We start from the raw sequence: 22,269 nt of genomic DNA, 5'->3' as shown, positions 1-22,269 counted from the left end.
CGGTCCTATTGCCGAGTAACGCCGTCGGACATGGTTTGCAACCGCCGCTCGAAGATCTCCCGCACCCGCTTGCGGGTCTCCCCGAGCTCCGCCGAGAGGCGGGCGGGATCGGGCACCCCGGCCTCCGCCGCCAGCCGCCGCAGGATCGCCGGCGGGGCGCTCTTGGGGTCGAAGCGTCCCTCCACAGTGAGGCGCTGCCAGTGGAAGACCCGCGTCAGCAGCGCCTGCGCGGCAACGAGCACGTCCGCCTCCTCCGCGGTGAGGAAGCCCGAGTCGCCCGCGTGCGCGAGCGCGACACCCGGTGAGAGACCGACGAGGCCGGGGCGCACGTGCGCGTGCGCGAGCACGAAGGCCTGGGCGAGGAAGTCGAGATCGGTGAGGCCGCCGGCGGCGAGCTTCATGTCCCAGGCGTCGCCCTCGCCCTTCTCGCGGGCGATCAGCCGGCGCATGGCGAGCACCTCGCGGGCGACCGTGGCCGGATCGCGCGCCAGCCCCACCACCTCGGCGATGGCGCGGGTCGCGTCCGCGGCGAGGCCGCCGTCGCCGGCCACGACCCGCGCGCGGGTCAGCGCCATGTGCTCCCACAGCTCCGCGTCCTCGCGCTGGTAGGCGAGGAAGCCGCGGAACTGCGTCGCGACCGGGCCGGAGCGCCCGGAGGGCCGAAGCCGCAGGTCGACCTCGTAGAGCGCGCCGCGCCGGGTCGGCGCGGTCAGCGCCGAGACGAGCCGCTGGGTCAGGCGCGTGTAGTAGACCGTGGCGTCCACCGCCTTGCGCCCGTCGCTCTCGCGGTTCTCGTGGTCGAAGTCGTAGAGCACGACGAGATCGAGGTCGGACGTCGCGGTCATCTCCCGCGTGCCGAGGCGGCCGAGGCCGAGGACGGCGATGCGCCCGCCGGGTACGCGGCCGTAGTCGGCCACGAACTCGCGCTCCACCGCCTCGTAGGAGGTCTGCACCACCGCCTGCGCGATGGCGGCGTAGGCCTGCCCGGCGCGCTCGGGCGAGAACACGCCCGACAGCATCCGCGCCCCGGTGACGAAGGTCGCCTGGCGGGTGACGTCGCGGGTCCGGTCGAGAAAGTCCTCGAAGGAGGCGGGGCTGCCGAGCGCCCCGCGCACCTGTGCGAGCATCTCGCCCTCGTCGACGATCGGGTCGCCGAAGGCCGGGTCGATGATCGCGTCGAGCACGTGGGGGCTCCGCGCCACCGTGTCGGCGAGGCGCGGGGCGGTGCCGAGCAGGTCCGCGAAGAGCGTCAGGAGACGATCGTGGTTGAGGAGGATCGTCATCAGCTCGACGGCGGCCTTCATGCGGCCGAACACGGCGTCGAGCCGCTCGAGCGCGCCGTCGGGGTCCGCCGTGCCGCCGAGCGCGGCGAGCAGCGCCGGGGTCAGCTCGGTGAGCACCTCGCGGGCGCGGGCCGAGGTGATCGCGGCGCGGCGCCCGAAATGCCAGCCGCGCACGGTCTCCGCCGCCTTCTCCGGGTCCCGGAAGCCCATCTTGCGCAGCGTGCCGAGCGTCTCCGGGTCGATATCCGCGCCGGTGAAGACGAGGCTGCCGGCCTCGGAGGCGAGCTCCGGCCCTTCCTCGAACAGGAGCGCGTAGTGCTTCTGCACCGTGCGCGCGACCTCGGTGAGCGCCTTGCCGAAGGCCTTCGTGCTCCTGTAGCCGCAGAAGCGCGCGAAGCCCTTGAGCGTCGCCTCGTCGGCGGGCAGGCGCTGGGTCTGCTCGTCGGCGACCATCTGGAGCCGGTGCTCGATGCCGCGCAGGAAGCGGTAGGCGGCGGCGAGCTCGTCGCGGGCCTCCGCCGTGATCCAGCCCTCCGCCTGGAGCTCCGCGAGCATCTCCAGCGTGCGGCGACCCCTGAGCGAAGGGCGGCGCCCGCCGAAGACGAGCTGCTGCGTCTGCACGAAGAACTCGATCTCGCGGATGCCGCCACGCCCGAGCTTGATGTCGTGACCGGCCACCGCGATCTCCGCGTGTCCGCGCACCGCGTGGATCTGGCGCTTCATGGCGTGGACGTCGGCGATCGCCGCGAAGTCGAAGTACTTGCGCCAGATGAAGGGTGCGAGCTCCCCGAGGAAACGTGCGCCGAGCGCGACGTCGCCCGCGACCGGTCGCGCCTTGATCAGCGCCGCGCGCTCCCAGTTCTGGCCGACGCTCTCGTAGTAGGAATAGGCCGAGGGCAGCGCCACCGCGACGGGGGTCGAGCCGGGGTCCGGGCGCAGGCGGTAGTCGACCCGGTGGACGTAGCCCTCGCCGGTGCGCTCCTGCAGCATCTTGGCGAGGTTCTGGGCGAAGCGTGCGTAGAACGGCGGCGCCTCCATCGGATCCTTCATCGCCGGGCAGGCGGGATCGAAGAAGACGACGAGGTCGATGTCGCTCGAGTAGTTCAGCTCGCGCCCGCCGTGCTTGCCGAGCGCGAGGATCACCGCGCCGGTGCCGCGGCCCGGCTCGTCCGGATCGGGCAGGGTCAGCTTGCCGGCGGCGGCCGCCTCGACGAGGAGCGTGTCCGCCGCGCCCGCGACGGAGGCGTCGGCGAAGTCCGAGAGCGCGGCGACGACCCGGTCGACGTCCCACACGCCGCCGATGTCGGCGAGCGCGACGAGGAGCGCGTGGTCGGCCCGCGCCCGTCGCAGCGCCTTCGCGACGTCCTCCCGGCGGGCCTCACCGGCGGCGACCGCACGGAAGCGGTTTCGCTGCTCGGAGACGATGCGGGCGTGGCTCTCCTCGGGCGGGGCGAGCGCCAGCCGGGCGAGGCGCTCGGGCCGCGAGGCGAGGCGCGTGAGGAAGGGGGAGTGCTCGAAGATCAAGCCGACGAGATTGCGCAGCGGGCCGCTCTCGAGATGGGGGACGAGGGCGGCGGCGTCCTCTCTCGCGCGCGCACCTTCGATCAGATCGGAGAGGCGCGTCTTGGCGATCTTCGCCGAGCAGGGGGGGCAGTCGTCGCGGAGGCGGTCGGCGAGGGAGGTCGTGTCGGTCATGGCGATGGCGTTCGTCCTTCGGGGCGCCGACAATAGCCCGTCGGGGCCGGGTGTCATGCTCGTTCGCGACCGATCTCCCCCTCCCGACGGTGGATTGACGTTCCCCCGCGCGGCGTGCTCTCTGCCCGCAGGCGACCGGATCCGGCATGAAACGATCGACAGCGCTCTCTCTCCCGAACATCCTCACCTACGGGCGCTGCCTCGCCGTGCCGGCCGTGGTCGTGCTGCTGTTCTGGCCCAACGACACGTGGGCGCGCTGGTGGGCGCTCGGAATCTTCGTCGCCGCCGCGATCACGGACTATTTCGACGGGTATCTCGCCCGCGCCTGGAATCAGCAGTCGGCGCTCGGGCGCATGCTCGACCCGATCGCCGACAAGCTGCTCGTGGCGGCCGTGCTGATGATGCTCGTCGCGCACGGGACGATCGCGGGCTGGAACATCTGGGCGGCGATCGTCATCCTCCTGCGCGAGATCCTCGTGTCGGGCCTGCGCGAGTTCCTCGCCGACCTCAAGGTCTCGGTGCCGGTGTCGCGGGTGGCGAAGTACAAGACCACCCTCCAGCTCGTGGCGCTCGGCTTCCTCGTCGCGGGACCCGCGGGGGACGTGGTGTTCCCGCCGACGACGGTGACGGGCCTCGTGCTCCTGTGGGCGGCGGCGCTGCTGACGCTGTGGACGGGATGGGACTACATGCGCGCGGGACTGCGCCATCTGGTCGAGGACTGAGAGCGGGACGGTGAGCTCGGGAGCGGGGCGATGGCAGTGAAGATCCTCTATTTCGCTTGGGTGCGCGAGCGTATCGGCAAGACCGAGGAGGTCGTCGAGCCGCCCGCGGACGTGACCACGATCGCCGACCTCGTCGGCTGGCTCAAGGGCCGCGGCGAGGAATACGCCTACGCCTTCGAGAACGAGACCGTGATCCGCGCCGCCATGGACCAGCTCCACGTCCACCGCGACGCGGTGATCACCGGGGCGGGCGAGATCGCCTTCTTCCCGCCGATGACGGGAGGCTGAGGCCGTGGACGAGGCGAGCCCCGCGATCGTGCCGATCGTCCGCATCCAGGCCGAGCCATTCGAGGCCGCGGCGGAGGCCGCGGCGCTGGTGCGCGGGCGCACCGACGTGGGTGCGGTCGTGACCTTCACCGGGCTGTGCCGCGACGAGAACGGGCGCCTCGCGGCTCTCGAGCTCGAGCACTATCCGGGCATGGCCCAGGCCGAGATCGCCCGGGTCGCGGGCGAGGCGGCGCGGCGCTTCCCGCTCCAGGGCCTCGTCGCCATTCACCGCTACGGCGTCATCCGCCCCGGCGAGGAGATCGTCCTCGTGGTCGCCGCCTCCCCCCACCGCCGCGCCGCCTTCGAGGCCGCCGACTTCATGATGGACTGGCTGAAGACCAAGGCTCCGTTCTGGAAGCGCGAGCACCCCGCCGGCGAGGCGGAAGCCGGCGGCTGGGTCGCCTCCAAGGCCGAGGACGAGCGGGCGGCGGACCGGTGGGTGCGTTGAGCCGATCGGGGACGTCCATGCGCATCCGCCCCGCCCATCCCGAGGCCGACGCCGACGCGCTCTGGCGCATCCTCGCGCCGATGATCCGCGCCGGAGACACCTACACGCTCGACCGCGACATGGGCCGCGCGGACGCGCTCTCCTACTGGCTCGCGCCGGCGCACGCGACCTTCGTCGCGCAGGACGAGGCGGGGGCGGTGCTGGGGACCTACTACCTGCGCGCCAACCAGCGCGGGGGAGGGGCGCACGTGGCCAATTGCGGCTACGTCACCGCGGCGGAGGCGGCCGGGCGGGGCGTCGCGCGGGCGATGGCGGCGCATTCGCTGGAGGAGGCCCGCCGCCGCGGCTTCCGCGCGATGCAGTTCAACTTCGTCGTCTCCACCAACGAACGGGCGGTGCGGCTTTGGGAGAGCCTCGGCTTCGACACCGTCGGCCGCCTGCCGGCCGCCTTCGCCCATCCGACGATGGGGGAGGTGGACGCGCTGGTCATGTATAGAAGGTTGTGAAGGGCGCGCTCCCGCTTCCTCCCCGGAGGGGAGGAGTCCGCGCGGAACGCGCGGGCGGTGGGGCCGTTCGAAAGTCCTGCGAGCCGGCCCGCCGCCCTCCCTACCCTCCGGCCTGCAGCCTCCGTCCTCCCCTGCGGGGAGGAGGCGGTGGAGCGTGGCGTCGACGGGGAGCCCCGATTTCATCCCTCGACCATCCGCGCCACCGCCGCCTCCAGCCGATCCAGGTCCTCCTCCCGCGAGAGGCGGTGGTCGCCGTCCTTGATCAGCGTCATCGTCACCGAATCGGAGGCCATCGCCTCCATGGTCTCCACCGCGTGGCGCCAGGGGACGTCGGGGTCCTTCATGCCCTGGAGGATGTGGACGGGGCAGCCGGTGGCGATGGGGCCGTCCATCAGCAGGTGCCGGCGGCCGTCCTCGATCAGCGCCCGGGTGATCGGCGTCGGCTCGCCGTAGTCGGAGGGGGCGTGGAACACGCCCTCGCGCAGGATCGTGTCGCGCACCCCTTCCGGGAAATGCGCCCACATCAGGCGCTCGGTGAAGTCCGCCGCCGGCGCGATCAGCACCATGCCCGCCGGTGCCCTCGGGGTGCCCGCGAGGGCGCGCGCGACGAGGAGGGCGATCCAGCCGCCCATGGAGGAGCCCACCAGGACCGGCGGCCGGTCGACGAAGCGGTCGATGACGCCGAGCGCGTCCTCGAGCCACAGCGAGATCGTGCCGTCCACGAAGCGCCCGCCCGATTCGCCATGCCCCGTGTAGTCGAAGCGCACACAGGCGCCGCCGGTGCGTTCGCAGAAGGCATCGAGCCGCTCGGCCTTGCCGCCGCGCATGTCGCTGCGGAAGCCGCCGAGCCAGACGACGGGGGGCGAATCCGGCCGGCTCGTCGCGGCACGCGCCTCCACCGCGATGCGCCGCGCCGCCGAGCCGGTGCCGATGTCGATCATTTCCGCCATGGTTTTACCAAACCTCAACGCTGTTTCAGGCGTTACTGCGTAGATCCGCGCGCGGGCCGCAGCCGCACCGCGCCATGCTCGAGGCCCGCCCCATGTCACCGCGTTCGCCACGGCCGTGCCAGCCTCCGACCCGTGCCATAGCACGCGGGGCGCCCGGCGCGCGAGGCGCCGCATGAGCGCCGCGCGCGACGTCGTCTACGATCCCGCCGCCCATCCGCTCGCCGGGCGCACGATCCTGCAGATCATCCCGGAGCTCGAGGCCGGCGGCGCCGAGCGCACGGCCGTCGACGTCGCGGCCGGTCTCGCCGCGGTGGGCGCGCGCGCCCTCGTCGCGACCGAGGGTGGGCGACTCGTCGGCGAGCTCCAGGCCAAGGGCGGCATCTGGGTGCCGTTCCCGGCGGCGACGAAGAACCCGCTCTCGATGCTGCGCAACGTGCGCCGGCTGGCGCGGCTGTCTCTCGACGAGGGTGTCGTGCTGATCCACGCCCGCTCGCGGGCGCCGGCCTGGTCGGCCCTCGGCGCCGCGCGGGCGCTGTCTTTGCCCTTCGTGACGACCTACCACGGCTCCTACCAGAGCCGCACCGGCCTGAAGCATCGCTACAACCGCATCATGGCGCGCGGCGACATCGTCATCGCCAACTCGCACTACACGGCCGGGCTGATCGCGGGCCTCTACCCGGAGGCCGAGCCGCGGCTGCGGGTGATCCACCGCGGTACGGATCTATCCGCCTACGCCCCCTCCGCCGTCGCGCCGGAGCGGATCGAGGCGCTGCGGGCGGAATGGGGCGTCGCGCCGCACCAGCGGGTCGTGCTGCTCGCCGCCCGCCTCACCGGCTGGAAGGGCCAGGCCGTGCTGATCGAGGCGGCCGCCCGCCTCAAGAGCTGGGGTCTCACCGACGTCGTCTTCGTGCTCGCCGGCGATCCGCAGGGACGCGAGGGCTACGTGCGCGAGCTCGACGGGCTCGTCGCCGCGCGTGGCGTCGCCGACTTCGTGCGGCGGGTGGGTCATTGCACGGACATGCCCGCCGCCTTCCTCGGCGCGTCCGTGGTGACGGTGCCCTCGACGGAGCCGGAGGCCTTCGGCCGCTCGGCCGTGGAGGCGCAGGCGATGGGCACGCCCGTCGTGGTGTCGGATCTCGGCGCCGTGCCCGAGACCGTGCTCGCCCCGCCCCAGGTGGAGCCCGCCCAGCGCACCGGCTGGCGCGTCGCCGCAGGAGACGCCGAGGCGCTCGCCGACGCGATCGCCGAGGCGCTCACGCTCGGCGCCAGCGCCCGGGAGGCGATGGCGCTGCGCGCGCGGCTCCACGTCGAGCGGCACTTCTCGCTGGACCGCATGGTCGCGGACACGCTCGACGTCTACGCGACGCTGCTGGCGCGCCGGAGCGGCTGAGGGCGCGTCACGGCCGCCGCAGGCCCGCGGTGTCCACCGGTACGCTGTCGGACAGGCTGAGCAGGCTGTCGTGCAGGAGCTGGATCTGGTAGGCGGGATTGTGCACCCAGCCGCCGGGGTCCTTCTTCACCGCCTGATAATTGTAGGCCGCCGCCAGCAGGCGCGGCGTCCAGCTCGCGTATCGGTTGGGCGGGATCGCGTCCTCCGGCGCGATCGTCCCGTCCCCGTCCGCATCGGCGAAGAAATAGGGGAAGCCGTCGGCGTAGACGATCGGCGCGCCGGCGACGTCGGCCGCGTAGGTGCGGATCGCGTCGTAGAGCATGGCGTGGAGGCCCTGGATCTCCGAGCGGATGCCGCCCGAGCGATCGCCGTTGCCGTCGAAATCCGCATGGCGCATGCGGATCGCCCGGATGTCGTCCACGCCCTGGTGGCAGGCGAAGCACGACTCGGTCGCGACCTGGGTCGTATGCGGCTGGTGGCAGGCGACGCAGGTCGCGGCGCTCGGCACGTGCTCGAACGTCTGCGCGTAGGAGAAGCCCGGATACTGGAACCCGCCGCGCACGTCCGAGCCGTGCATCGTAGCCGCCGCGACGCCGTAGTGGATGTTGAGGAAGGAGAGATCCGCGGAGACCGTGTCCGGCTCGAGCCCCGCGGTCGCGGCGGTCACGGCGTCGCCGGACTGGCGGCCCTGGTGGCAGACCGTGCAGGTCGCCGAGGCATCGAGCGCGTCGATCACGACGCCGGAAGGAAAGGTCACCGCGTCGAGCGCGTGCGCCGCCTGCGTGTGGCAGGAGGCGCAGCCGATCGGCGCGTTGATCGCGGCCGGCGCGTCGACCGCGCCCGCCGCGCTGCCGTCGGCGCCGATGAAGTCGACGAAGCCCGGCTGGGAGTGGCAGGCGGCGCAGGCGACCGGCACCTCGCCCTCTGCGTTCCAGTGCGTGAACGAGCCCGAGTGGTAGTCCCCGTGCGGCGAGGCGAGCCAGCGTTCGACGATGGCGGCGAGACGGTCGAGCTCGCTCGACCCCGCGCCGCCCTGCGCCTGCGCCTGCCAAGGCGCGACGATGAGCGCCAGGAGGGCGAGCATGGCGAGACGTCCGTTCCACACCCAGGCGGTCCCCATGGCACATCTCCCGTCGTCGCGCAGAAAGTCGAGCCGAACCTGAGACAGGGTGCGGCAACGCCTTGACCTTGGCAAGGCTCCAGGGTGGACTGACGGCGCCTTCCCCGGAGCCGGTTTTCGAGAGCCGGCTTACACTCGCCGGCTTTCGAGAAGCCGGCGTGCACGAGCCGAGAGCGCGATGGACACGCAGGACGCCGCCACGAGACCGCGCGACCCCGACACCGGGGGGGCGCCCGCGGGCGGATCGACCCTCCGACCCGCCCGCCTCCCGCGCCTGCCCGGCCCCGCCCTGGCGGCGCTCTACCTCGTCTTCTGCGGCACCACGCTGGTGCTGGCCCTCGCGACGCTCGGCGAGGCGGCCCCGCTCGCGGCATGGGAGAAGGTCGCGAGCGGGCTCGGCCTCGTGGCGCTCGCTGCGATGACGGTGCAGCTCGTCACGTCGGGGCGCTTCGATGCCGCGTCCGGGCGGCTCGGCATCGACCGGATCATGGCCTTCCACAAGGTGATCGCCTGGTGGATCCTGGTCGCACTGCTCGCGCACCCGCTCCTCTACGTGCTGCCGACCTGGCTCGCCGATCCCGCGCTCGGGCGCGAGCGGCTCGTCGCCTACCTGACGGCGCCGCACTATCGCAGCGGCGTCGTGGCGCTCGCGGCGCTGGCGCTCCTCGTCGTCGGCGGGGCGCTGCGCGAGCGGCTTCCCTGGCGCTACGAGAGCTGGCGCGGCAGCCACCTCGTGCTCGCCCTGCTCGCCGTCGGCGGCGGGCTGCACCACGCGATCACGGTCGGCCGGTTCAGCGCGGCGGGACCGGTCAACCTGTTCTGGGGGGCGGTGGCGCTCGGCGCGGTCGCGGTGATCGCCGTGCTCTACGGCTGGCGCTGGGCGGCGCTCCACCGCCGGCCCTGGCGGCTCGCCTCGGTGACGCGCAAGGCCGACCGGATGTGGGAGCTCGACATCCAGCCCGCCGCCGGCAACCCGCCCTTCACCTACCGCGCCGGCCAGTTCGTCTGGATGACGGAGGGTGCGCGCCGCTTCCCGCTCCTCGACCATCCCTTCTCCATCGCCGACAGCCCGCTGCGCCCCGGGCTGAGCCTCATCGTCAAGGAGGCCGGCGACTTCACGAGCCGCGTCGGCGCGCTCGCGCCCGGCACGCCGATCGGCATCGACGGGCCCTACGGTGTCTTCACGCTCGACGCGCACCCGTGCGACGCCGTGGTCCTGATCGCCGGCGGCGCCGGCATCGGGCCGATCATGGGGCTCCTGCGCGATCTCGCCGCCCGGCGCGACCCGCGCCCCATCCGCGTCGCCTACGCCGCCGGGCGGCCGGAGAACTTCGCCTGCCTCGACGAGATCCGCGCCGCCGCCTCGATCCTCGACCTCGAGATCGTGCTCGTCAGCGAGACCGACGCGGAAGCCTGGGACGGTGCCGTCGGCCGGCTCGACCGGGAGCGGCTCGCGGGGCTCCTGCGCGGGCTCGACCTCGCGCGCACCGTCGCCTTCCTGTGCGGGCCCGGCCCGATGGTGACGGGCGTCTCCGACACGCTGCTCGACATCGGCATGCCGTCTCGCAACGTCGTCTACGAGCGCTTCGACTACGGCTCGGGCGGGCGCTCGCGCCGGGATCGGCGGCGCGCGCTCGTCATCACGGCCGTCGGCGCGGGCCTCGTGGCGCTCGCGGGCCTGTTCGCGCTCCTCGCGTGAGCGCGCCCCCGCTTGACTTCCCCGCCCGCCCTCTCCATCCCACTCGCGCCCAAGCCGCTCGAGAGGCCGTCATGACCGCCACCGCCCCCCACATGGATCCGAGACGCTCGTTCCAGGGCCTGATCCTGACGCTGCAGCGCTTCTGGGCGGAGCAGGGCTGCGTCGTGCTCCAGCCCTACGACCTCGAGGTGGGGGCGGGGACCTTCCATCCGGCGACGACGCTGCGCTCGCTCGGGCCGCGGCCCTGGCGCGCCGCCTACGTCCAGCCCTCCCGGCGGCCGAAGGACGGGCGCTACGGCGAGAACCCGAACCGGCTCCAGCACTACTACCAGTTCCAGGTCGTCCTGAAGCCCAGCCCCCCGGACATCCAGGACCTCTACCTCGGCTCGCTCGCCGCCATCGGGCTCGACCCGATGCTCCACGACGTGCGCTTCGTCGAGGACGACTGGGAGAGCCCGACGCTCGGCGCCTGGGGTCTCGGCTGGGAATGCTGGTGCGACGGCATGGAGGTGAGCCAGTTCACCTATTTCCAGCAGGCCTGCGGCTTCGAGTGCGCGCCGGTCTCGGGCGAGCTGACCTACGGGCTCGAGCGTATCGCCATGTACGTCCAGGGCGTCGAGAACGTCTACGACCTCAACTTCAACGGCCGCGAGGGCGCGGAGAAGGTCACCTACGGGGACGTCTTCCTCCAGGCGGAGAAGGAATATTCGCGCCACAATTTCGAGCACGCCGACGTCGAGATGCTGTTTCGCCACTTCAAGGACGCCGAGGCCGCCTGCCGCAAGTACCTCGAGGCGGGCGAGGCCGGCGAGCGGCATCTCATGGTGCTGCCGGCCTACGACCAGTGCATCAAGGCCTCCCACGCCTTCAACCTGCTCGACGCCCGCGGCGTCATCTCGGTGACGGAGCGCCAGAGCTACATCCTGCGTGTCCGCGAGCTGGCCAAGGCCTGCGGCGCGGCATGGCTCAGGACGGAGGCGGGCGGGGCGCGGGCGGACGGCGCGGCGGCGGCCTGAACGCCGCATTCACGGCCTGTTCAGCGCGGGCCGGGTAGCTATGATGCCGTCATGCGCACCCGTCTCGCCCTCCCCCTGATCGCCCTCCTCCTAGGCCTCGCGGCGGCGCCCGCGCCGGCGTCGGCGCAAGCCTGCCTGTCTCCCGGGGAGACCCGGGAGGCGGTGGCGGCGGGGCGGGTCGTGCCGGCGGTGTCGGCGGTGCGGGCGGCGGAGGGCGCGGTGCCCGGCGCGCAGGTCACGCAGGTCGACCTGTGCCCCGGCGGCGGCGGGCTCGTCTACCGCATCGCGGCGCTGGGCGGCGACGGGCGCTTCGTGACGGTGATCGTCGACGCCGGCTCCGGCGGCGTCGTCTCGGTGAACTGAGGAGGTCGGCTCATGCGCGTGCTCGTCGTGGAGGACGATGCCTCCCTCAACCGCCAGATCGTCTCGGCGCTGACCGACGCCGGCTACGTCGTCGACAAGGCCTTCGACGGCGAGGAGGGCCAGTTCCTCGGCGAGACCGAGCCCTACGACTGCGTCATCCTCGATCTCGGCCTGCCCAAGACCGACGGCGTCTCCGTGCTCTCCGCCTGGCGGCGGGAGGGCAAGGTCATGCCGGTGCTCATCCTCACCGCCCGCGACCGCTGGAGCGAGAAGGTCCAGGCCTTCGATGCGGGGGCGGACGACTACGTGACGAAGCCCTTCCACGTCGAGGAACTGCTGGCGCGCGTGCGCGCGCTGGTGCGTCGCGCCGCCGGGCACGCCACCTCCGAGATCGTCTGCGGGCGGGTGACGCTCGACACCCGCGCCGGCCGCGTGCTCGTCGACGACATGCCCGTCAAGCTGACGAGCCACGAGTACCGTCTTCTCGCCTACATGATCCACCACAAGGGGCGGATCGTCTCCCGCGCGGAGCTGACCGAGCATCTCTACGACCAGGATTTCGACCGCGACTCGAACACGATCGAGGTCTTCGTCGGGCGCCTGCGCAAGAAGCTCGGCGTCGACGTGATCAAGACCATGCGCGGGCTCGGCTACGTGGTCGAGGAGGGCGCCTGAGGCGCGAGACCGCCATGCGCCTCGAAAAGCGCCTCCCCGCTCGCCCGCTCGCCAACCGCTCGATCGCGGTCCGCCTCGCGGTCTCGGCCCTGTTCTGGAGCGCGGTGATCCTGGTGGGCGCCGGGGTCGTGCTCGTCGCGCTCTACCGCGACGCCACCGAGCGCGGCTTCGACAGCCGGCTCCTCGTCCACGCCACGGCGCTGGGCTCACAGGTGGCGACCGGGCGCGAGGCGCTCGTGGCCGGCGATCCGCTGTTCGAGCTGCCCTTCTCCGGCTTCTACTGGCAGGTGGGCGCCCCCGGCGTCTCCCTGCGCGATCTCGACACCTCGCGCTCGCTGGTGGGGGCGATGCTGCCCTGGCTCGACGGGCCGCAGGCGGCGCTCGGTACCGTGCGCACGGGCTACGTCGTCGGGCCGGACGGGCAGGCGCTGCGCGCCGTCGAGCGGACGCTCGCGGCGGGGGAGGGCGCACGCTTCACCGTGCTCGTCGCCGCGCCCGCCGACGAGATCGCCGGCGACGTGCGGCGCTTCGCGCTCGCGCTCGCCGCGACCTTCGCCGCGCTCGGGCTCCTGCTCGGGCTCTCGACGCTGCTCCAGATCCGCTTCGGCCTGCGGCCGCTCGCGCGCCTGCGCGCCGGCGTCGTCGCGATCCGCCGCGGCGACGCGGAGACGGTCTCGGGCGACTACCCGCACGACATCGCCCCGCTCGCCGGCGAGATCAATCTTCTGCTGGGCTCGAACCGGGACATCCTGGAGCGAGCCCGCACGCAGGTCGGCAACCTCGCGCACGCCCTGAAGACGCCGCTCTCGGTGCTCGTCAACGAGGCCCGCGCCGGCGGGGGGCCGCTCGCCGAGGTGGTCGAGGCCGAGGCCGAGACCATGCGCCGGCAGATCGGCTACTATCTCGACCGCGCCCGCGCCGCCGCCCAGGTCGGTACGCTCGGCACCGTGACGCCGGTCGCGCCGGTCGCGGCCTCGCTGATGCGCGCCTTCGCCAAGATCCACGCGGCAAAGCGCCTCGATCTCGCGCTCGAGGCGCCCGAGGAGGCGCGCTTCCGCGGCGAGAGGCAGGATCTCGAGGAGATGCTCGGCAACCTCCTCGACAACGCGGCGAAGTGGGCGAGGGGGCGAGTCGTGCTGCGCGCCGAGGCGTCGGGCGACGCCGAGCGCCCGCGGCTCCTGCTCGTCGTCGAGGACGACGGACCGGGCGTACCGGCGGACCGCCGCGCGGAAATGGTCGAGCGCGGCAAGCGGCTCGACGAGAGCGTGCCGGGCTCGGGGCTCGGGCTGTCAATCGTGGCCGATCTCGCGGCACTCTATCGGGGCTCCCTCACGCTCGGTGAAAGCGCGATGGGTGGGCTCTCGGCGACGCTGGACCTGCCCGGCGACGTGGGCTGAACAGCACGCGGCGTTGCGGTGCGACAGGATTCCTGTAGGATGCCGCCGCTCACGAACGGACGGGGTCGGCAGTGACGTGGGACGATCAACCGCCGGGCGATGCGACGCGGACGACGTCGTGGGACAGCCTCGAGAGCACGCTCGGCGTGGCCGCCTTCGAGCACGATCTCGCGACCGGCCGCGTGACGGGAACGCGCCGGTTCGCCGAGCTCCACGGCCTCGATCCCGCCCGCGAGATCACAGTCGAGGCGGCACGCGCGAGCGTGCACCCGGACGATCGCGCCCGCTGGGTCGCGGACAATGCGCGCCTGCGACTGGAACCCGGCCCCTTCACGACCGAGTTTCGCGTGAACCGAGACGGCGGCGTTCGGCGCCTGCTCGCCTCGGGGACGGTCCTCGTCGATGCGAACGGGCACGCGGAGAAGATGGTCGGCGTCGTCGTCGAGCGGTCTCCGCGCGCGGTCCTCGACGAGGCGGAGCTGTCGTTCCGGTCCTGCTTCGAGCACGCGCCGGTCGGCGTCGCCAAGATGCGTGCCGACGGGCGCCTCGTCTTCGGCAATCCGGCGCTCGCGCGCCTCCTCGGGCGGGACCTGCCGGAGCGGATCCCGGACGCGTTCGCCATTCTTCCCGACGAGGCGCGCGACGCGCTCGCCGAGATCGCCTCCGGCACGCGGCGCGAGGCGCTCTTCGAGGCGCGCCTCGCCCACGCCGCAGACGAGATCTGGGTCCAGGTCTCCGCGGCCCGCATCGACGACGCCGGCGGAGACGGTGACGTCGTGCTCGTCTTCCACGACGTCACCGAGCGCCGACGGGTGGCGAGCCGCCTCGCCCGCAGCGAGGAGCGCTTCCGCGTCGCACTCTCGAACGCGCCGACGACCGTCTTCGAGCAGGACGGTGACCTGCGCTACCTCTGGGTCTTCAACCCGCTCCTGGGCAATGCGCCGGAGGCCTACACGGGCCGTACGGACGCCGACTTCATGGATGCGCCGTCCGCCGCGCGCGTCGTCGCGCTGAAGCGCCGCGCCATGGCAGCGCGCGAGGCCGTGCGCGACGTGGTCGAGATCAGGACGCCGGCCGGGCACGTCGGCGTCTACGACGTCTTCATCGAGCCGACGATCGATCCGCGGACCGACGCCGTCGTCGGCGTCGCCTGCGCGGCGACCGACGTCACGGAGGCAGCGCGGCGCGAGTCGGAGCTCGCGGCACAAAAGGAGCGCTTCCACACCACCGTCGAGAGCATACTCGACTGCCTCGGCGTGTACTCCGCCATCCGCGACGAGAACGGGCACATCCGCGACTTCCGGGTCGAGTACGTCAACGACGCCGCCTGCGACGCCAACGCCATGCCGCGCGAGTCGCAGATCGGGCGCGGCCTGTGCGAGATACTGCCCGCGCATCGCACGAGCGGGCTGTTCGACGACTACGTGGCGCTGGTCGAGACCGGGAAGCCGCTGCGCAAGGAATCGGTCTTCTATTCCGACGCGTACGCCGGGCGGAAGTTGATCCGCGCCTTCGACATCAGCGCCGCCAAGCTGGGCGACGGCTTCGTCGCCGTGTGGCGCGACGTCACCGACAGGAAGCGGCTGGAGGTCGATCTCGCGGACGCCGTCGCCGAGCGCGACAGGCTGCTCGACCAGCAGCGCACCTTGCTGCGCGAGCTCGACCACCGCGTGAAGAACAATTTCCAGCTGCTGGGCAACCTCCTCTCGATGCAGGCGAGGGCGGCGCCCGAAGGCGCACGGTCGCAGCTGGTGGACGCGCGCCAGCGGCTGATGACGATCGCCGCCGTCCACGACGTTCTGCGGGTCGATCCCGACCGGCTCGAGACGGTTTCGCTGCGCGATGCGCTGGGGGAGATGTGCGGCGCGCTGCGCTCCAGCGCTGGGCCGCGGGTGGCGCTGGCGCTCGAGGCCGACGAGGTCGAGGTCCTCACCACCCAGGCGGTGACGCTCTGCATGGTCGTCAACGAGATCGCCACGAACGCCCTGAAATACGCGTTCGTCGGCCGCGACGAAGGGCGGGTGACGATCCGAGCCGTGGTCTCGGGCGCGGATCTGCATCTCTGTGTGGGCGACGACGGCGTCGGCTACGATCCCGGGATCGTCCGCGAGGGGCTGGGGACGCGATTGCTCGCGCGGCTGTCGACCTCCCTCGGCGGCGCACCACGCGTCGTCTCCGGCGGGGACGGGACGCGCGTCTCCTTCGCTTTCCCGCTCGCCCGCCTGACGCGCGGCATCGAGGCTGAGCCGCAGGCCGCCGAGCGGAACTAGCGCCCCTCCCGCTCCAGGATCCTGGCGAGCGCCGCCTCCTCCTCCGCGGACAGGCCGGCCGCGGTCGGCGCGTCGGTGGCGACGCGGCGTCGGCGAACCGTCAGGAACAGGCCCACAGCACCCGCGATCAAGACCAGCGTCGGGGCGCCCCACAGCATGATGGTGTAGGCGTTGACCGGCGGGCGCAGCAGCACGAAGTCGCCGTAGCGATCGACGACGAAGTCGACGACCTCGTCGTTCGTGTCCCCCGCCTCGATTCGCTCGCGCACCAGCGTGCGCAGGTCGCGCGCCAGCGGCGCGTCCGAATCGTCGATCGACTGGTTCTGGCAGACGAGGCAGCGCAGGCCCTTCGAGACCTCGCGCGCGCGCTCCTCGAGCGCGGGGTCGTCGAGGATCTCGTCGGGGCCGAGCGCCATGGCGGGGGCGACGAGCGCAGCGAGCGCCAGCATGGCGGCGAAGGCGACGCGGGGCACGGCGAGGCGTGCGAGCGCGAATGGGCGTGCGAGCGCGGATGGGACGGTGCGCATCGGCCTCACTCCGCGGGGACGGCGGAGGTGGCGCCGCCGGCGGCGGGACGCCTCGTCGGCGATCCGCGCTCGCGCGGCCCGCTCTCGCGCGGTCCGCCTCTGGCGCGAACGGGCGCGCCGACGCGGTAGCGACGGTCGGTCAGGGCGAGCGCGGCGCCGAGCGCCATGATCACCGAGCCGATCCAGATCAGCAGGATCCACGGCTTGTAGTAGAGCCGCACACCGAGCGACCCGTCCGGCTGGATCTCGCCGAAGGAGATGTAGACCTGGCTGAAGCCGAAGGTGACGAGGCCCGCTTCCGTGGTCGACATGCCGCGCGCCGGATACATCCGCTTCATCGTCTCGAGCTGCGCGATCTCGCGCCCGTCGTCGAGCAGGGTGAAGCGCGCCACGTCTTCGTTGTAGTTGTGCAGCGTGCGCGGGAAGACGCCTTCGAGCCGGGCCTCGTATCCGGCGATCGGCTGGACGTCTCCCGGGGTCATGGAGACGATCCGCTCCACGGACCATGCGGTCGCGGCGATGCCGATGACGGTGACGCCGACGCCCGCATGGGCGAGAACCGTGCCCCAGGTCGAGCGTGGCAGCCCGAACGCGCGCTTCGCCGCGTGGGCGAGGCCGCCGGATCCGCCCTGCCAGGCGCGGGTCGCCACCTCGTTGAAGGCGCCGAGCACGAGGAAGACGCCGAGCCCCACGCCGAGCGGCGCGAGCGCCGGCCCGCCGAAGGTCACCGCGTAGACCGCGACCGTCGCCAGGATGGCGAGCCCGGCCGCGACGTAGAGCCGGCTCGTGATGCCCGCGACGTCGCCGCGCTTCCAGGCGACGACCTGGCCGAACGGCAGGAGCAGGAGGAGCGGCACCACGATCGGCAGGAAGGTGGCGTTGAAGAAGGGCGCGCCGACCGAGATCTTCGCTCCCGTCAGCGACTCGAGGGCGAGCGGATAGAGCGTGCCGATGAACACCGTCGCGCAGGCGGTGGACAGGAAGAGGTTGTTGAGGACGAGCGCGCCCTCGCGCGAGACCGGCGCGAAGATGCCGCCCTGCTTGAGCATCGGCGCGCGCCAGGCGAACAAGGCCAGCGAGCCGCCGATGAAGAAGACGAGGATGCCGAGGATGAACAGCCCGCGGTCGGGATCGACCGCGAAGGCGTGCACGGAGGTGAGCACGCCCGAGCGCACCAGGAAGGTGCCCAGCAGCGAGAGCGAGAAGGTCAGGATCGCGAGGAGGATCGTCCAGACCTTCAGCGCGTCGCGCTTCTCCATGACGACGGTCGAGTGAATCAGCGCCGTTCCGGCGAGCCACGGCATCAGCGAGGCGTTCTCGACCGGGTCCCAGAACCACCAGCCGCCCCAGCCGAGCTCGTAGTAGGCCCAGTACGAGCCCATGGCGATGCCCAGCGTGAGGAAGCCCCAGGCGGTGAGCGTCCACGGCCGCACCGCCCGCGCCCACACCGCGTCGATCTTGGCCTCGATCAGCGCCGCCATGGCGAAGGCGAAGGTGATCGAGAAGCCGACATAGCCGATGTAGAGCAGCGGCGGGTGGATCGCGAGGCCGGGGTCCTGCAGGAAGGGATTGAGGTCCTGCCCCTCGAACGGCGCCGGCGACAGGCGCTCGAACGGGTTCGAGGTGATCAGGAGGAAGAGCAGGAAGGCGATGGTGACGAGACCCTGCATCGCGATCGTGTTGGCGCGCAGCTTCGGCGGCACGGCGTTCCTCGCCACCGCGACCAGCGCGCCGAACAGCGCCAGGATGAGGATCCAGAGCAGCATAGAGCCCTCGTGGTTCCCCCACACGCCGGTGAGCTTGTAGACGAACGGCTTCTGCGAGTGCGAGTTCGCGACCACGTTCGCGAGCGAGAAGTCCGACGTGGCATAGGCGAAGGACAGCACGCCGAACGAGAACAGCACCAGCGCGAAGACGCCGATCGCCGCGGGCGGGCCGACGCTCATCAGGGTCGCGTCGTTCGTGCGCGCCCCCCACAGCGGCACCAGGAACTGGACGACGGAGAGGCCGAGCGCCAGGGCGAGCGCGAAATGTCCGGCTTCGATCAGCATCGCGGCGCGTTCCTCATCATCTCGCGAACGTGGCGGGCGACGGCGTCGGGGCCGTCACTGCGTGGGGGTATGGCTCGGCAGGTCGCGGGCGGCCGCGGGGCGCACGGCGGGGCCGTCGTGCTGCCACAGGCCATTCGCCTTCAGCGCGTCCGCGACCTCGCGCGGCATGTAGTTCTCGTCGTGGCGCGCGAGAACCGTGTCCGCGACGAAGAGCCCCGTGGCGTCGAGCCGCCCTTCGGTGACGACGCCCTGGCCCTCGCGGAACAGATCGGGCAGGAGGCCGCGGTAGCGCACGGTGACCGTCCCGGCGCCGTCTCCCACCGCGAAGGTGGTGACCTGGTCGCCGTGGCGCTCGACCGAGCCGGCCTCGACGAGCCCGCCGAGCCGGAAGCGCACGCCGGGCTCGACGCCCTCGCTCACCACCTGCGAGGGCGCGCGGAAGAAGACGATCGTGTCGCTCATCGCCCACAGGACGAGGCCGAGCGCGATCGCCAGCGTCGCGCCGGCGGCGGCGATCATCGTCAGGCGGCGTTGCTTCCTCGTCATCCCGGTCCCCACTCCCGCTACTGCCTCGGCGCGGCCGCGCCGAGCCCCATCTCCGCAGCCGCCGCGTCGAGCGTGGCGACGGCGGCGGGATCGCCGGCGAGCGCCGCACGGGCTTCCCCGAGCGCGATCTGCGCGCGATCCCGGTCGCCCAGCACGGCGTAGGAGCGCAACAGCCGCACCCATTCGTCGGCGCTCCCGCCCTCTTCCTTCAAGCGTGCCGCGAGGCCTTCCACCATGCCGCCGATCGCCGCAAGGCGATCGGCCTCGGGCAGCGCCGCGAGGGCCGCGCCGGCTTCCGAGCCCGGCGCGCCGGCGAAGGGCGGGCGCCGCTCGATCGGCGCGCCGCCGACGGCGACGAGCCGCTCGCCGACGACGTCCAGCCAGGGGGCGTCGGGGGGCGAGCGACGCACGATCTCCTCGTAGGCCGCGCGGGCGCCGGCGACGTCGCCTTCCTGCTCGCGTGCCTGGGCGAGATAGAAGCGCGCCTTGGGATGGTTCTCGTCGAGGGCGAGCGCCTGCTCGAAGGCCTCGCGGGCGCGGGCCTTGACCACGCCGCCCTCGGCATTGACGAGCGCCTCGCCGAGGTTCGCCAGGCGCGCGGAATCGGGACCGAGGAGGCGCAGCGCGTTGGCGTAGGCGCGCGCGGCGTCCTCGAAGCGGCCCTGGCGCATGTAGACGGGGCCGAGCACGTCCCAGCCGCGGCCGTCGTCCGGCTCCTCGGCGAGGTGCGTCTCGATGCGCGCCACCGCCTCGGCGATGTCGAGGTTGCGCGGGTCGATCGTCTGCTCGAGACGCGCGGAGAGCGGCTGCGCCGGCAGGTGCGGCGAGCCGTAGGCGCCGTAGACCGCGAGCGCCAGCAGCGGCACCGACGAGAGCGCCACGGCCGAGGCCGCGCGGCGCCTGCGCAGCGCCGGCTCGTCCACCGTCTCCTGCGGGACGGGAGCCTGCGCCGTCGCGCGGATCAGTCGGCGCGCCGCCTCCGCCTTGGCCGCACGCATCTCCTCGGCCGTGATCAGGCCGCGCCCGTGGTCGCGCTCGATCTCGGCGGTCTGGTCCTCGTAGAACAGCCGCTCGCTCTCGGCGGCGTCCGCCGCCTCGGCCGCCTTGCGGCGCGACAGGGGCACGAGCACCGCCAGCACGGCGGCGCCCGTCATGAGCGCGAAGAGGATCCAGATCGTCATGGGCCGGAATGTACAGCGTCGTCCGTGGCGGCACGATGCTAGCGTTCGGCGACACGGTGTCACGCACGGGCAAATACGCACGAAAAAGGGGCTCCGAGAGCCCCTTTCCCATGCATCGCGATGCTTCGAGAGGCGTCCGGCGTCAGCCGACGATCTCCCACGAGCCGTCCGGCTGGCGGCAGGCGGTGCCGTAGGCCTGCTGCGGGCGCCCGCCGATGTAGACCGTGTTCTGGTACTCGCGGCAGTACCGGCCGCTGCGCTGCACCGGCTCGAAGGCGATCACCTCGCCGTAGGCCTGATCGCCCTGCCAGCGCACCGGCTGGCCGGGGGGCGCCGCGAAGGCCTGGCGCTGGGCGTTGAAGAGACGCTGCTGGTCGGCGGCGTCGAGGTTGGCGCCGATCTGGCCGCCGATCAGGCCGCCGATCGCGGCGCCGGCGAGGCCGGCCGCGATGCGCTCGCCGGGACCGCCGCCGATCTGAGAGCCGACGATGCCGCCGATCAGCGCGCCGGAGAAGCCCCCGACCTGCTGGTTCGGGCCGGCGCCCGCACAGGCGCCGAGGGTGAGGGTCGCGGCGAGAGCGCCCGCGAGCGCGAATCTGGAGGTCTTCATGGAGGGCTCGACTCGTTGGGTTCGTTGATCCCGAACTGCAGAGCCCGATAAAGCGGCAACAAGATGAACGAGCGGTGAATGAGAGCGGACTCTTGTCCCATCGGAGCGCACGCCGGCGGGCTTCCTTACGAAAATGTCATGTGCGCGTGATGGCGGTGCAAGCTCGGCTGCGCCATCTTCCAGCCTCGAAGACCGAAACCCGTGAAGGGATGCTTGTCACGATGCGCGAGATCCGGACGCCCCGAACCCGCAGCGCGCGCCTGCGCGCCGGCCTCGTCGCCGCCGCCGTCGCCGCGGCCGTCGGCGCGGGCACGGTCGGCAGCGGCATGCTGCCCCCGCCCGCGGCGCTCGCCGATCCGCTCACCCTGGAGCGGCCGCTCACGATGCCCTCCTTCGCCGACGTCGTCGAGCGCGTGCGCCCCGCCGTCGTATCGGTGCGGGTGCGCGCACAAGCGGTCGCGGTGCGCGGCCCGGAGGGTTTCGGCGGGCAGGTCCCCGACCTCGCGCCGGGCGATCCGCTCTACGAGTTCTTCCGCCGCTTCGGCGAGGGCGACCCGCGGCAGCGCCGGGGCGGCCCGCCGCCGGAGCGCTTCGCGGCGTCGCAGGGCTCGGGCTTCCTCGTCTCCGCCGACGGCTACCTCGTCACCAACAACCACGTCGTCGAGAACGCCGTGGAGGTCGAGGTCCTGATGGACGACGGGCGCACGTTCGACGCGCGCGTGGTCGGCACCGACCCGCGCACCGACCTCGCCCTCGTGAAGGTCGACGCGGACGGGGAGATCTTCCCCTACGTCGAGTTCGCGCCGGAGCGCTCGCGCATCGGCGACTGGGTGGTGGCGATCGGCAACCCGTTCGGGCTCGGCGGCACGGTGACGGCGGGCATCGTCTCGGCGGAGGCGCGCGACATCGGCGCCGGGCCCTACGACGAGTTCATGCAGATCGACGCGCCGATCAACCGGGGCAACTCGGGCGGCCCGACCTTCAATCTCGCCGGCCAGGTCGTTGGCGTGAACACGGCGATCTTCTCGCCGTCCGGCGGCAACGTCGGCATCGCCTTCGCCATCCCGGCGCACGTCGCCGAGAGCGTGACGACGCAGCTGCGCGCGGACGGCGTCGTCACCCGCGGCTTCCTCGGCGTGCAGGTCCAGGCGGTGACGCCGGAGATCGCCGAGGCGATCGGGCTCGACGAGGTCCGAGGCGCGCTGATCGCCCAGCCGCAGCCGAACACGCCCGCCGCCGAGGCCGGCCTGCGCTCGGGAGACGTCATCCTCGCGGTGGACGGCGAGGCCATCGGCGACCACCGCGACCTCACCCGCCGCATCGCCGGGATCGCACCCGGCACGCGGGTCGCGATCACGATCTTCCGCAAGGGCCGCGAGGCCGCCCTCGACGTGCGCATCGGCCGCCTGGGGACGTGACTGTCCCGAGGTCCGCGACCCGCTTCCTCCCCGCAGGGGAGGACGGAGGCCGAAGGCCGGAGGGTGGGGAGGGCG

At 72.7% G+C, this 22,269-nt stretch carries 20 protein-coding genes; 12 read left to right on the top strand and 8 right to left on the bottom strand.

The window, feature by feature from the left end; all coding sequences use genetic code 11:
* Positions 1–5: 5 nt before the first annotated feature.
* Positions 6–2,978, bottom strand: a complete 2,973-nt coding sequence (locus ACTZWW_RS06715) for a bifunctional [glutamine synthetase] adenylyltransferase/[glutamine synthetase]-adenylyl-L-tyrosine phosphorylase (RefSeq protein WP_444780167.1) — start codon at positions 2,976–2,978, stop codon at positions 6–8.
* Between the two features lie 146 nt (positions 2,979–3,124).
* On the opposite strand from ACTZWW_RS06715, the gene pgsA reads away from it, so the two are divergent.
* Genes pgsA through ACTZWW_RS06695 form a run of 4 tightly spaced genes read left to right on the top strand, consistent with a single transcriptional unit; the run spans position 3,125 to position 4,981 of the window.
* The gene (gene pgsA / locus ACTZWW_RS06710; RefSeq protein WP_444780166.1) at positions 3,125–3,700 is read left to right on the top strand and encodes a CDP-diacylglycerol--glycerol-3-phosphate 3-phosphatidyltransferase; all 576 of its coding nucleotides are present in this window, start codon (positions 3,125–3,127) and stop codon (positions 3,698–3,700) included.
* A gap of 36 nt (positions 3,701–3,736) precedes the next feature.
* Complete coding sequence (moaD, locus tag ACTZWW_RS06705; RefSeq protein WP_444780200.1) at positions 3,737–3,988, top strand: molybdopterin converting factor subunit 1; 252 nt, start codon at positions 3,737–3,739, stop codon at positions 3,986–3,988.
* 4 nt (positions 3,989–3,992) lie between these two features.
* On the top strand, positions 3,993–4,475 hold the full coding sequence (locus ACTZWW_RS06700; protein WP_444780165.1) for a molybdenum cofactor biosynthesis protein MoaE: 483 nt from the start codon (positions 3,993–3,995) through the stop codon (positions 4,473–4,475).
* A gap of 17 nt (positions 4,476–4,492) precedes the next feature.
* Positions 4,493–4,981, top strand: coding sequence for a GNAT family N-acetyltransferase (locus ACTZWW_RS06695; RefSeq protein ID WP_444780164.1), 489 nt, complete (start codon positions 4,493–4,495; stop codon positions 4,979–4,981).
* Between the two features lie 179 nt (positions 4,982–5,160).
* Here ACTZWW_RS06695 and ACTZWW_RS06690 read toward each other — a convergent pair whose 3' ends face one another.
* On the bottom strand, positions 5,161–5,931 hold the full coding sequence (locus ACTZWW_RS06690; RefSeq protein WP_444780163.1) for an alpha/beta hydrolase: 771 nt from the start codon (positions 5,929–5,931) through the stop codon (positions 5,161–5,163).
* Between the two features lie 172 nt (positions 5,932–6,103).
* Here ACTZWW_RS06690 and ACTZWW_RS06685 point away from each other — a divergent pair, with 172 nt between their 5' ends.
* Positions 6,104–7,321 (top strand): glycosyltransferase family 4 protein, encoded by a 1,218-nt coding sequence (locus tag ACTZWW_RS06685; protein WP_444780162.1) that lies wholly within the window; start codon positions 6,104–6,106, stop codon positions 7,319–7,321.
* A 7-nt stretch (positions 7,322–7,328) separates the two neighbouring features.
* Here the strand turns inward: ACTZWW_RS06685 and ACTZWW_RS06680 are convergent, their stop codons facing one another.
* A complete protein-coding gene (locus ACTZWW_RS06680; RefSeq protein ID WP_444780161.1) occupies positions 7,329–8,441 on the bottom strand; it encodes a polyheme membrane-associated cytochrome C in 1,113 nt (370 codons plus the stop codon).
* 178 nt (positions 8,442–8,619) lie between these two features.
* Here ACTZWW_RS06680 and ACTZWW_RS06675 point away from each other — a divergent pair, with 178 nt between their 5' ends.
* The 6 genes from ACTZWW_RS06675 to ACTZWW_RS06650 all read left to right on the top strand — a co-directional run bounded on the left by ACTZWW_RS06675 (position 8,620) and on the right by ACTZWW_RS06650 (position 15,861).
* The gene (locus ACTZWW_RS06675) at positions 8,620–10,140 is read left to right on the top strand and encodes a ferredoxin reductase family protein (protein WP_444780160.1); all 1,521 of its coding nucleotides are present in this window, start codon (positions 8,620–8,622) and stop codon (positions 10,138–10,140) included.
* 71 nt (positions 10,141–10,211) lie between these two features.
* Positions 10,212–11,156 (top strand): glycine--tRNA ligase subunit alpha, encoded by a 945-nt coding sequence (locus tag ACTZWW_RS06670; RefSeq protein WP_444780159.1) that lies wholly within the window; start codon positions 10,212–10,214, stop codon positions 11,154–11,156.
* A 51-nt stretch (positions 11,157–11,207) separates the two neighbouring features.
* Positions 11,208–11,519, top strand: coding sequence for a PepSY domain-containing protein (locus ACTZWW_RS06665; protein ID WP_444780158.1), 312 nt, complete (start codon positions 11,208–11,210; stop codon positions 11,517–11,519).
* Between the two features lie 12 nt (positions 11,520–11,531).
* Positions 11,532–12,194, top strand: coding sequence for a response regulator transcription factor (locus ACTZWW_RS06660; RefSeq protein WP_444780157.1), 663 nt, complete (start codon positions 11,532–11,534; stop codon positions 12,192–12,194).
* A 14-nt stretch (positions 12,195–12,208) separates the two neighbouring features.
* On the top strand, positions 12,209–13,591 hold the full coding sequence (locus ACTZWW_RS06655) for an ATP-binding protein (RefSeq protein WP_444780156.1): 1,383 nt from the start codon (positions 12,209–12,211) through the stop codon (positions 13,589–13,591).
* 71 nt (positions 13,592–13,662) lie between these two features.
* Positions 13,663–15,861 carry a PAS domain-containing protein gene (locus ACTZWW_RS06650; protein WP_444780155.1) on the top strand — a complete coding sequence of 733 codons (2,199 nt, stop codon included), beginning with the start codon at positions 13,663–13,665 and terminating at the stop codon, positions 15,859–15,861.
* Here the strand turns inward: ACTZWW_RS06650 and ACTZWW_RS06645 are convergent.
* The 5 genes from ACTZWW_RS06645 to ACTZWW_RS06625 all read right to left on the bottom strand — a co-directional run bounded on the left by ACTZWW_RS06645 (position 15,858) and on the right by ACTZWW_RS06625 (position 20,776).
* Complete coding sequence (locus ACTZWW_RS06645; protein WP_444780154.1) at positions 15,858–16,388, bottom strand: cytochrome c-type biogenesis protein; 531 nt, start codon at positions 16,386–16,388, stop codon at positions 15,858–15,860. The two genes, ACTZWW_RS06650 and ACTZWW_RS06645, sit on opposite strands and share 4 nt — an antisense overlap.
* A 5-nt stretch (positions 16,389–16,393) precedes the next feature.
* Positions 16,394–18,439 (bottom strand): heme lyase CcmF/NrfE family subunit, encoded by a 2,046-nt coding sequence (locus ACTZWW_RS06640; RefSeq protein ID WP_444780153.1) that lies wholly within the window; start codon positions 18,437–18,439, stop codon positions 16,394–16,396.
* 54 nt (positions 18,440–18,493) lie between these two features.
* Positions 18,494–18,985 carry a cytochrome c maturation protein CcmE gene (gene ccmE / locus ACTZWW_RS06635; protein WP_444780152.1) on the bottom strand — a complete coding sequence of 164 codons (492 nt, stop codon included), beginning with the start codon at positions 18,983–18,985 and terminating at the stop codon, positions 18,494–18,496.
* Between the two features lie 17 nt (positions 18,986–19,002).
* Positions 19,003–20,166, bottom strand: coding sequence for a c-type cytochrome biogenesis protein CcmI (ccmI, locus tag ACTZWW_RS06630; RefSeq protein ID WP_444780151.1), 1,164 nt, complete (start codon positions 20,164–20,166; stop codon positions 19,003–19,005).
* Positions 20,167–20,308: 142 nt separating this feature from the next.
* Positions 20,309–20,776 (bottom strand): glycine zipper 2TM domain-containing protein, encoded by a 468-nt coding sequence (locus ACTZWW_RS06625; protein ID WP_444780150.1) that lies wholly within the window; start codon positions 20,774–20,776, stop codon positions 20,309–20,311.
* A gap of 221 nt (positions 20,777–20,997) precedes the next feature.
* Here ACTZWW_RS06625 and ACTZWW_RS06620 point away from each other — a divergent pair, with 221 nt between their 5' ends.
* Positions 20,998–22,194, top strand: coding sequence for a trypsin-like peptidase domain-containing protein (locus ACTZWW_RS06620; protein WP_444780149.1), 1,197 nt, complete (start codon positions 20,998–21,000; stop codon positions 22,192–22,194).
* The last annotated feature ends 75 nt before the right edge of the window (positions 22,195–22,269 follow it).

This window comes from Salinarimonas sp. NSM, from assembly GCF_052380005.1.
Taxonomy (GTDB): Bacteria; Pseudomonadota; Alphaproteobacteria; order Rhizobiales; family Beijerinckiaceae; genus Salinarimonas.
Note: the sequence above shows the minus strand (reverse complement) of the source record. Positions and strands in the feature narration are given on the sequence as shown.

Excerpts from the sequence above, each read along its gene's own strand:
- ACTZWW_RS06715 (WP_444780167.1), bottom strand. The coding sequence starts at position 2,978 with ATGACCGACACGACCTCCCTCGCCGACCGCCTCCGCGACGACTGCCCC.
- pgsA (WP_444780166.1), top strand. The coding sequence starts at position 3,125 with ATGAAACGATCGACAGCGCTCTCTCTCCCGAACATCCTCACCTACGGG.
- ACTZWW_RS06695 (WP_444780164.1), top strand. The coding sequence starts at position 4,493 with ATGCGCATCCGCCCCGCCCATCCCGAGGCCGACGCCGACGCGCTCTGG.
- ACTZWW_RS06690 (WP_444780163.1), bottom strand. The coding sequence starts at position 5,931 with ATGGCGGAAATGATCGACATCGGCACCGGCTCGGCGGCGCGGCGCATC.
- ACTZWW_RS06685 (WP_444780162.1), top strand. The coding sequence starts at position 6,104 with ATGAGCGCCGCGCGCGACGTCGTCTACGATCCCGCCGCCCATCCGCTC.
- ACTZWW_RS06680 (WP_444780161.1), bottom strand. The coding sequence starts at position 8,441 with ATGGGGACCGCCTGGGTGTGGAACGGACGTCTCGCCATGCTCGCCCTC.
- ACTZWW_RS06675 (WP_444780160.1), top strand. The coding sequence starts at position 8,620 with ATGGACACGCAGGACGCCGCCACGAGACCGCGCGACCCCGACACCGGG.
- ACTZWW_RS06670 (WP_444780159.1), top strand. The coding sequence starts at position 10,212 with ATGACCGCCACCGCCCCCCACATGGATCCGAGACGCTCGTTCCAGGGC.
- ACTZWW_RS06665 (WP_444780158.1), top strand. The coding sequence starts at position 11,208 with ATGCGCACCCGTCTCGCCCTCCCCCTGATCGCCCTCCTCCTAGGCCTC.
- ACTZWW_RS06660 (WP_444780157.1), top strand. The coding sequence starts at position 11,532 with ATGCGCGTGCTCGTCGTGGAGGACGATGCCTCCCTCAACCGCCAGATC.
- ACTZWW_RS06655 (WP_444780156.1), top strand. The coding sequence starts at position 12,209 with ATGCGCCTCGAAAAGCGCCTCCCCGCTCGCCCGCTCGCCAACCGCTCG.
- ACTZWW_RS06645 (WP_444780154.1), bottom strand. The coding sequence starts at position 16,388 with ATGCGCACCGTCCCATCCGCGCTCGCACGCCCATTCGCGCTCGCACGC.
- ACTZWW_RS06640 (WP_444780153.1), bottom strand. The coding sequence starts at position 18,439 with ATGCTGATCGAAGCCGGACATTTCGCGCTCGCCCTGGCGCTCGGCCTC.
- ccmE (WP_444780152.1), bottom strand. The coding sequence starts at position 18,985 with ATGACGAGGAAGCAACGCCGCCTGACGATGATCGCCGCCGCCGGCGCG.
- ccmI (WP_444780151.1), bottom strand. The coding sequence starts at position 20,166 with ATGACGATCTGGATCCTCTTCGCGCTCATGACGGGCGCCGCCGTGCTG.
- ACTZWW_RS06625 (WP_444780150.1), bottom strand. The coding sequence starts at position 20,776 with ATGAAGACCTCCAGATTCGCGCTCGCGGGCGCTCTCGCCGCGACCCTC.
- ACTZWW_RS06620 (WP_444780149.1), top strand. The coding sequence starts at position 20,998 with ATGCGCGAGATCCGGACGCCCCGAACCCGCAGCGCGCGCCTGCGCGCC.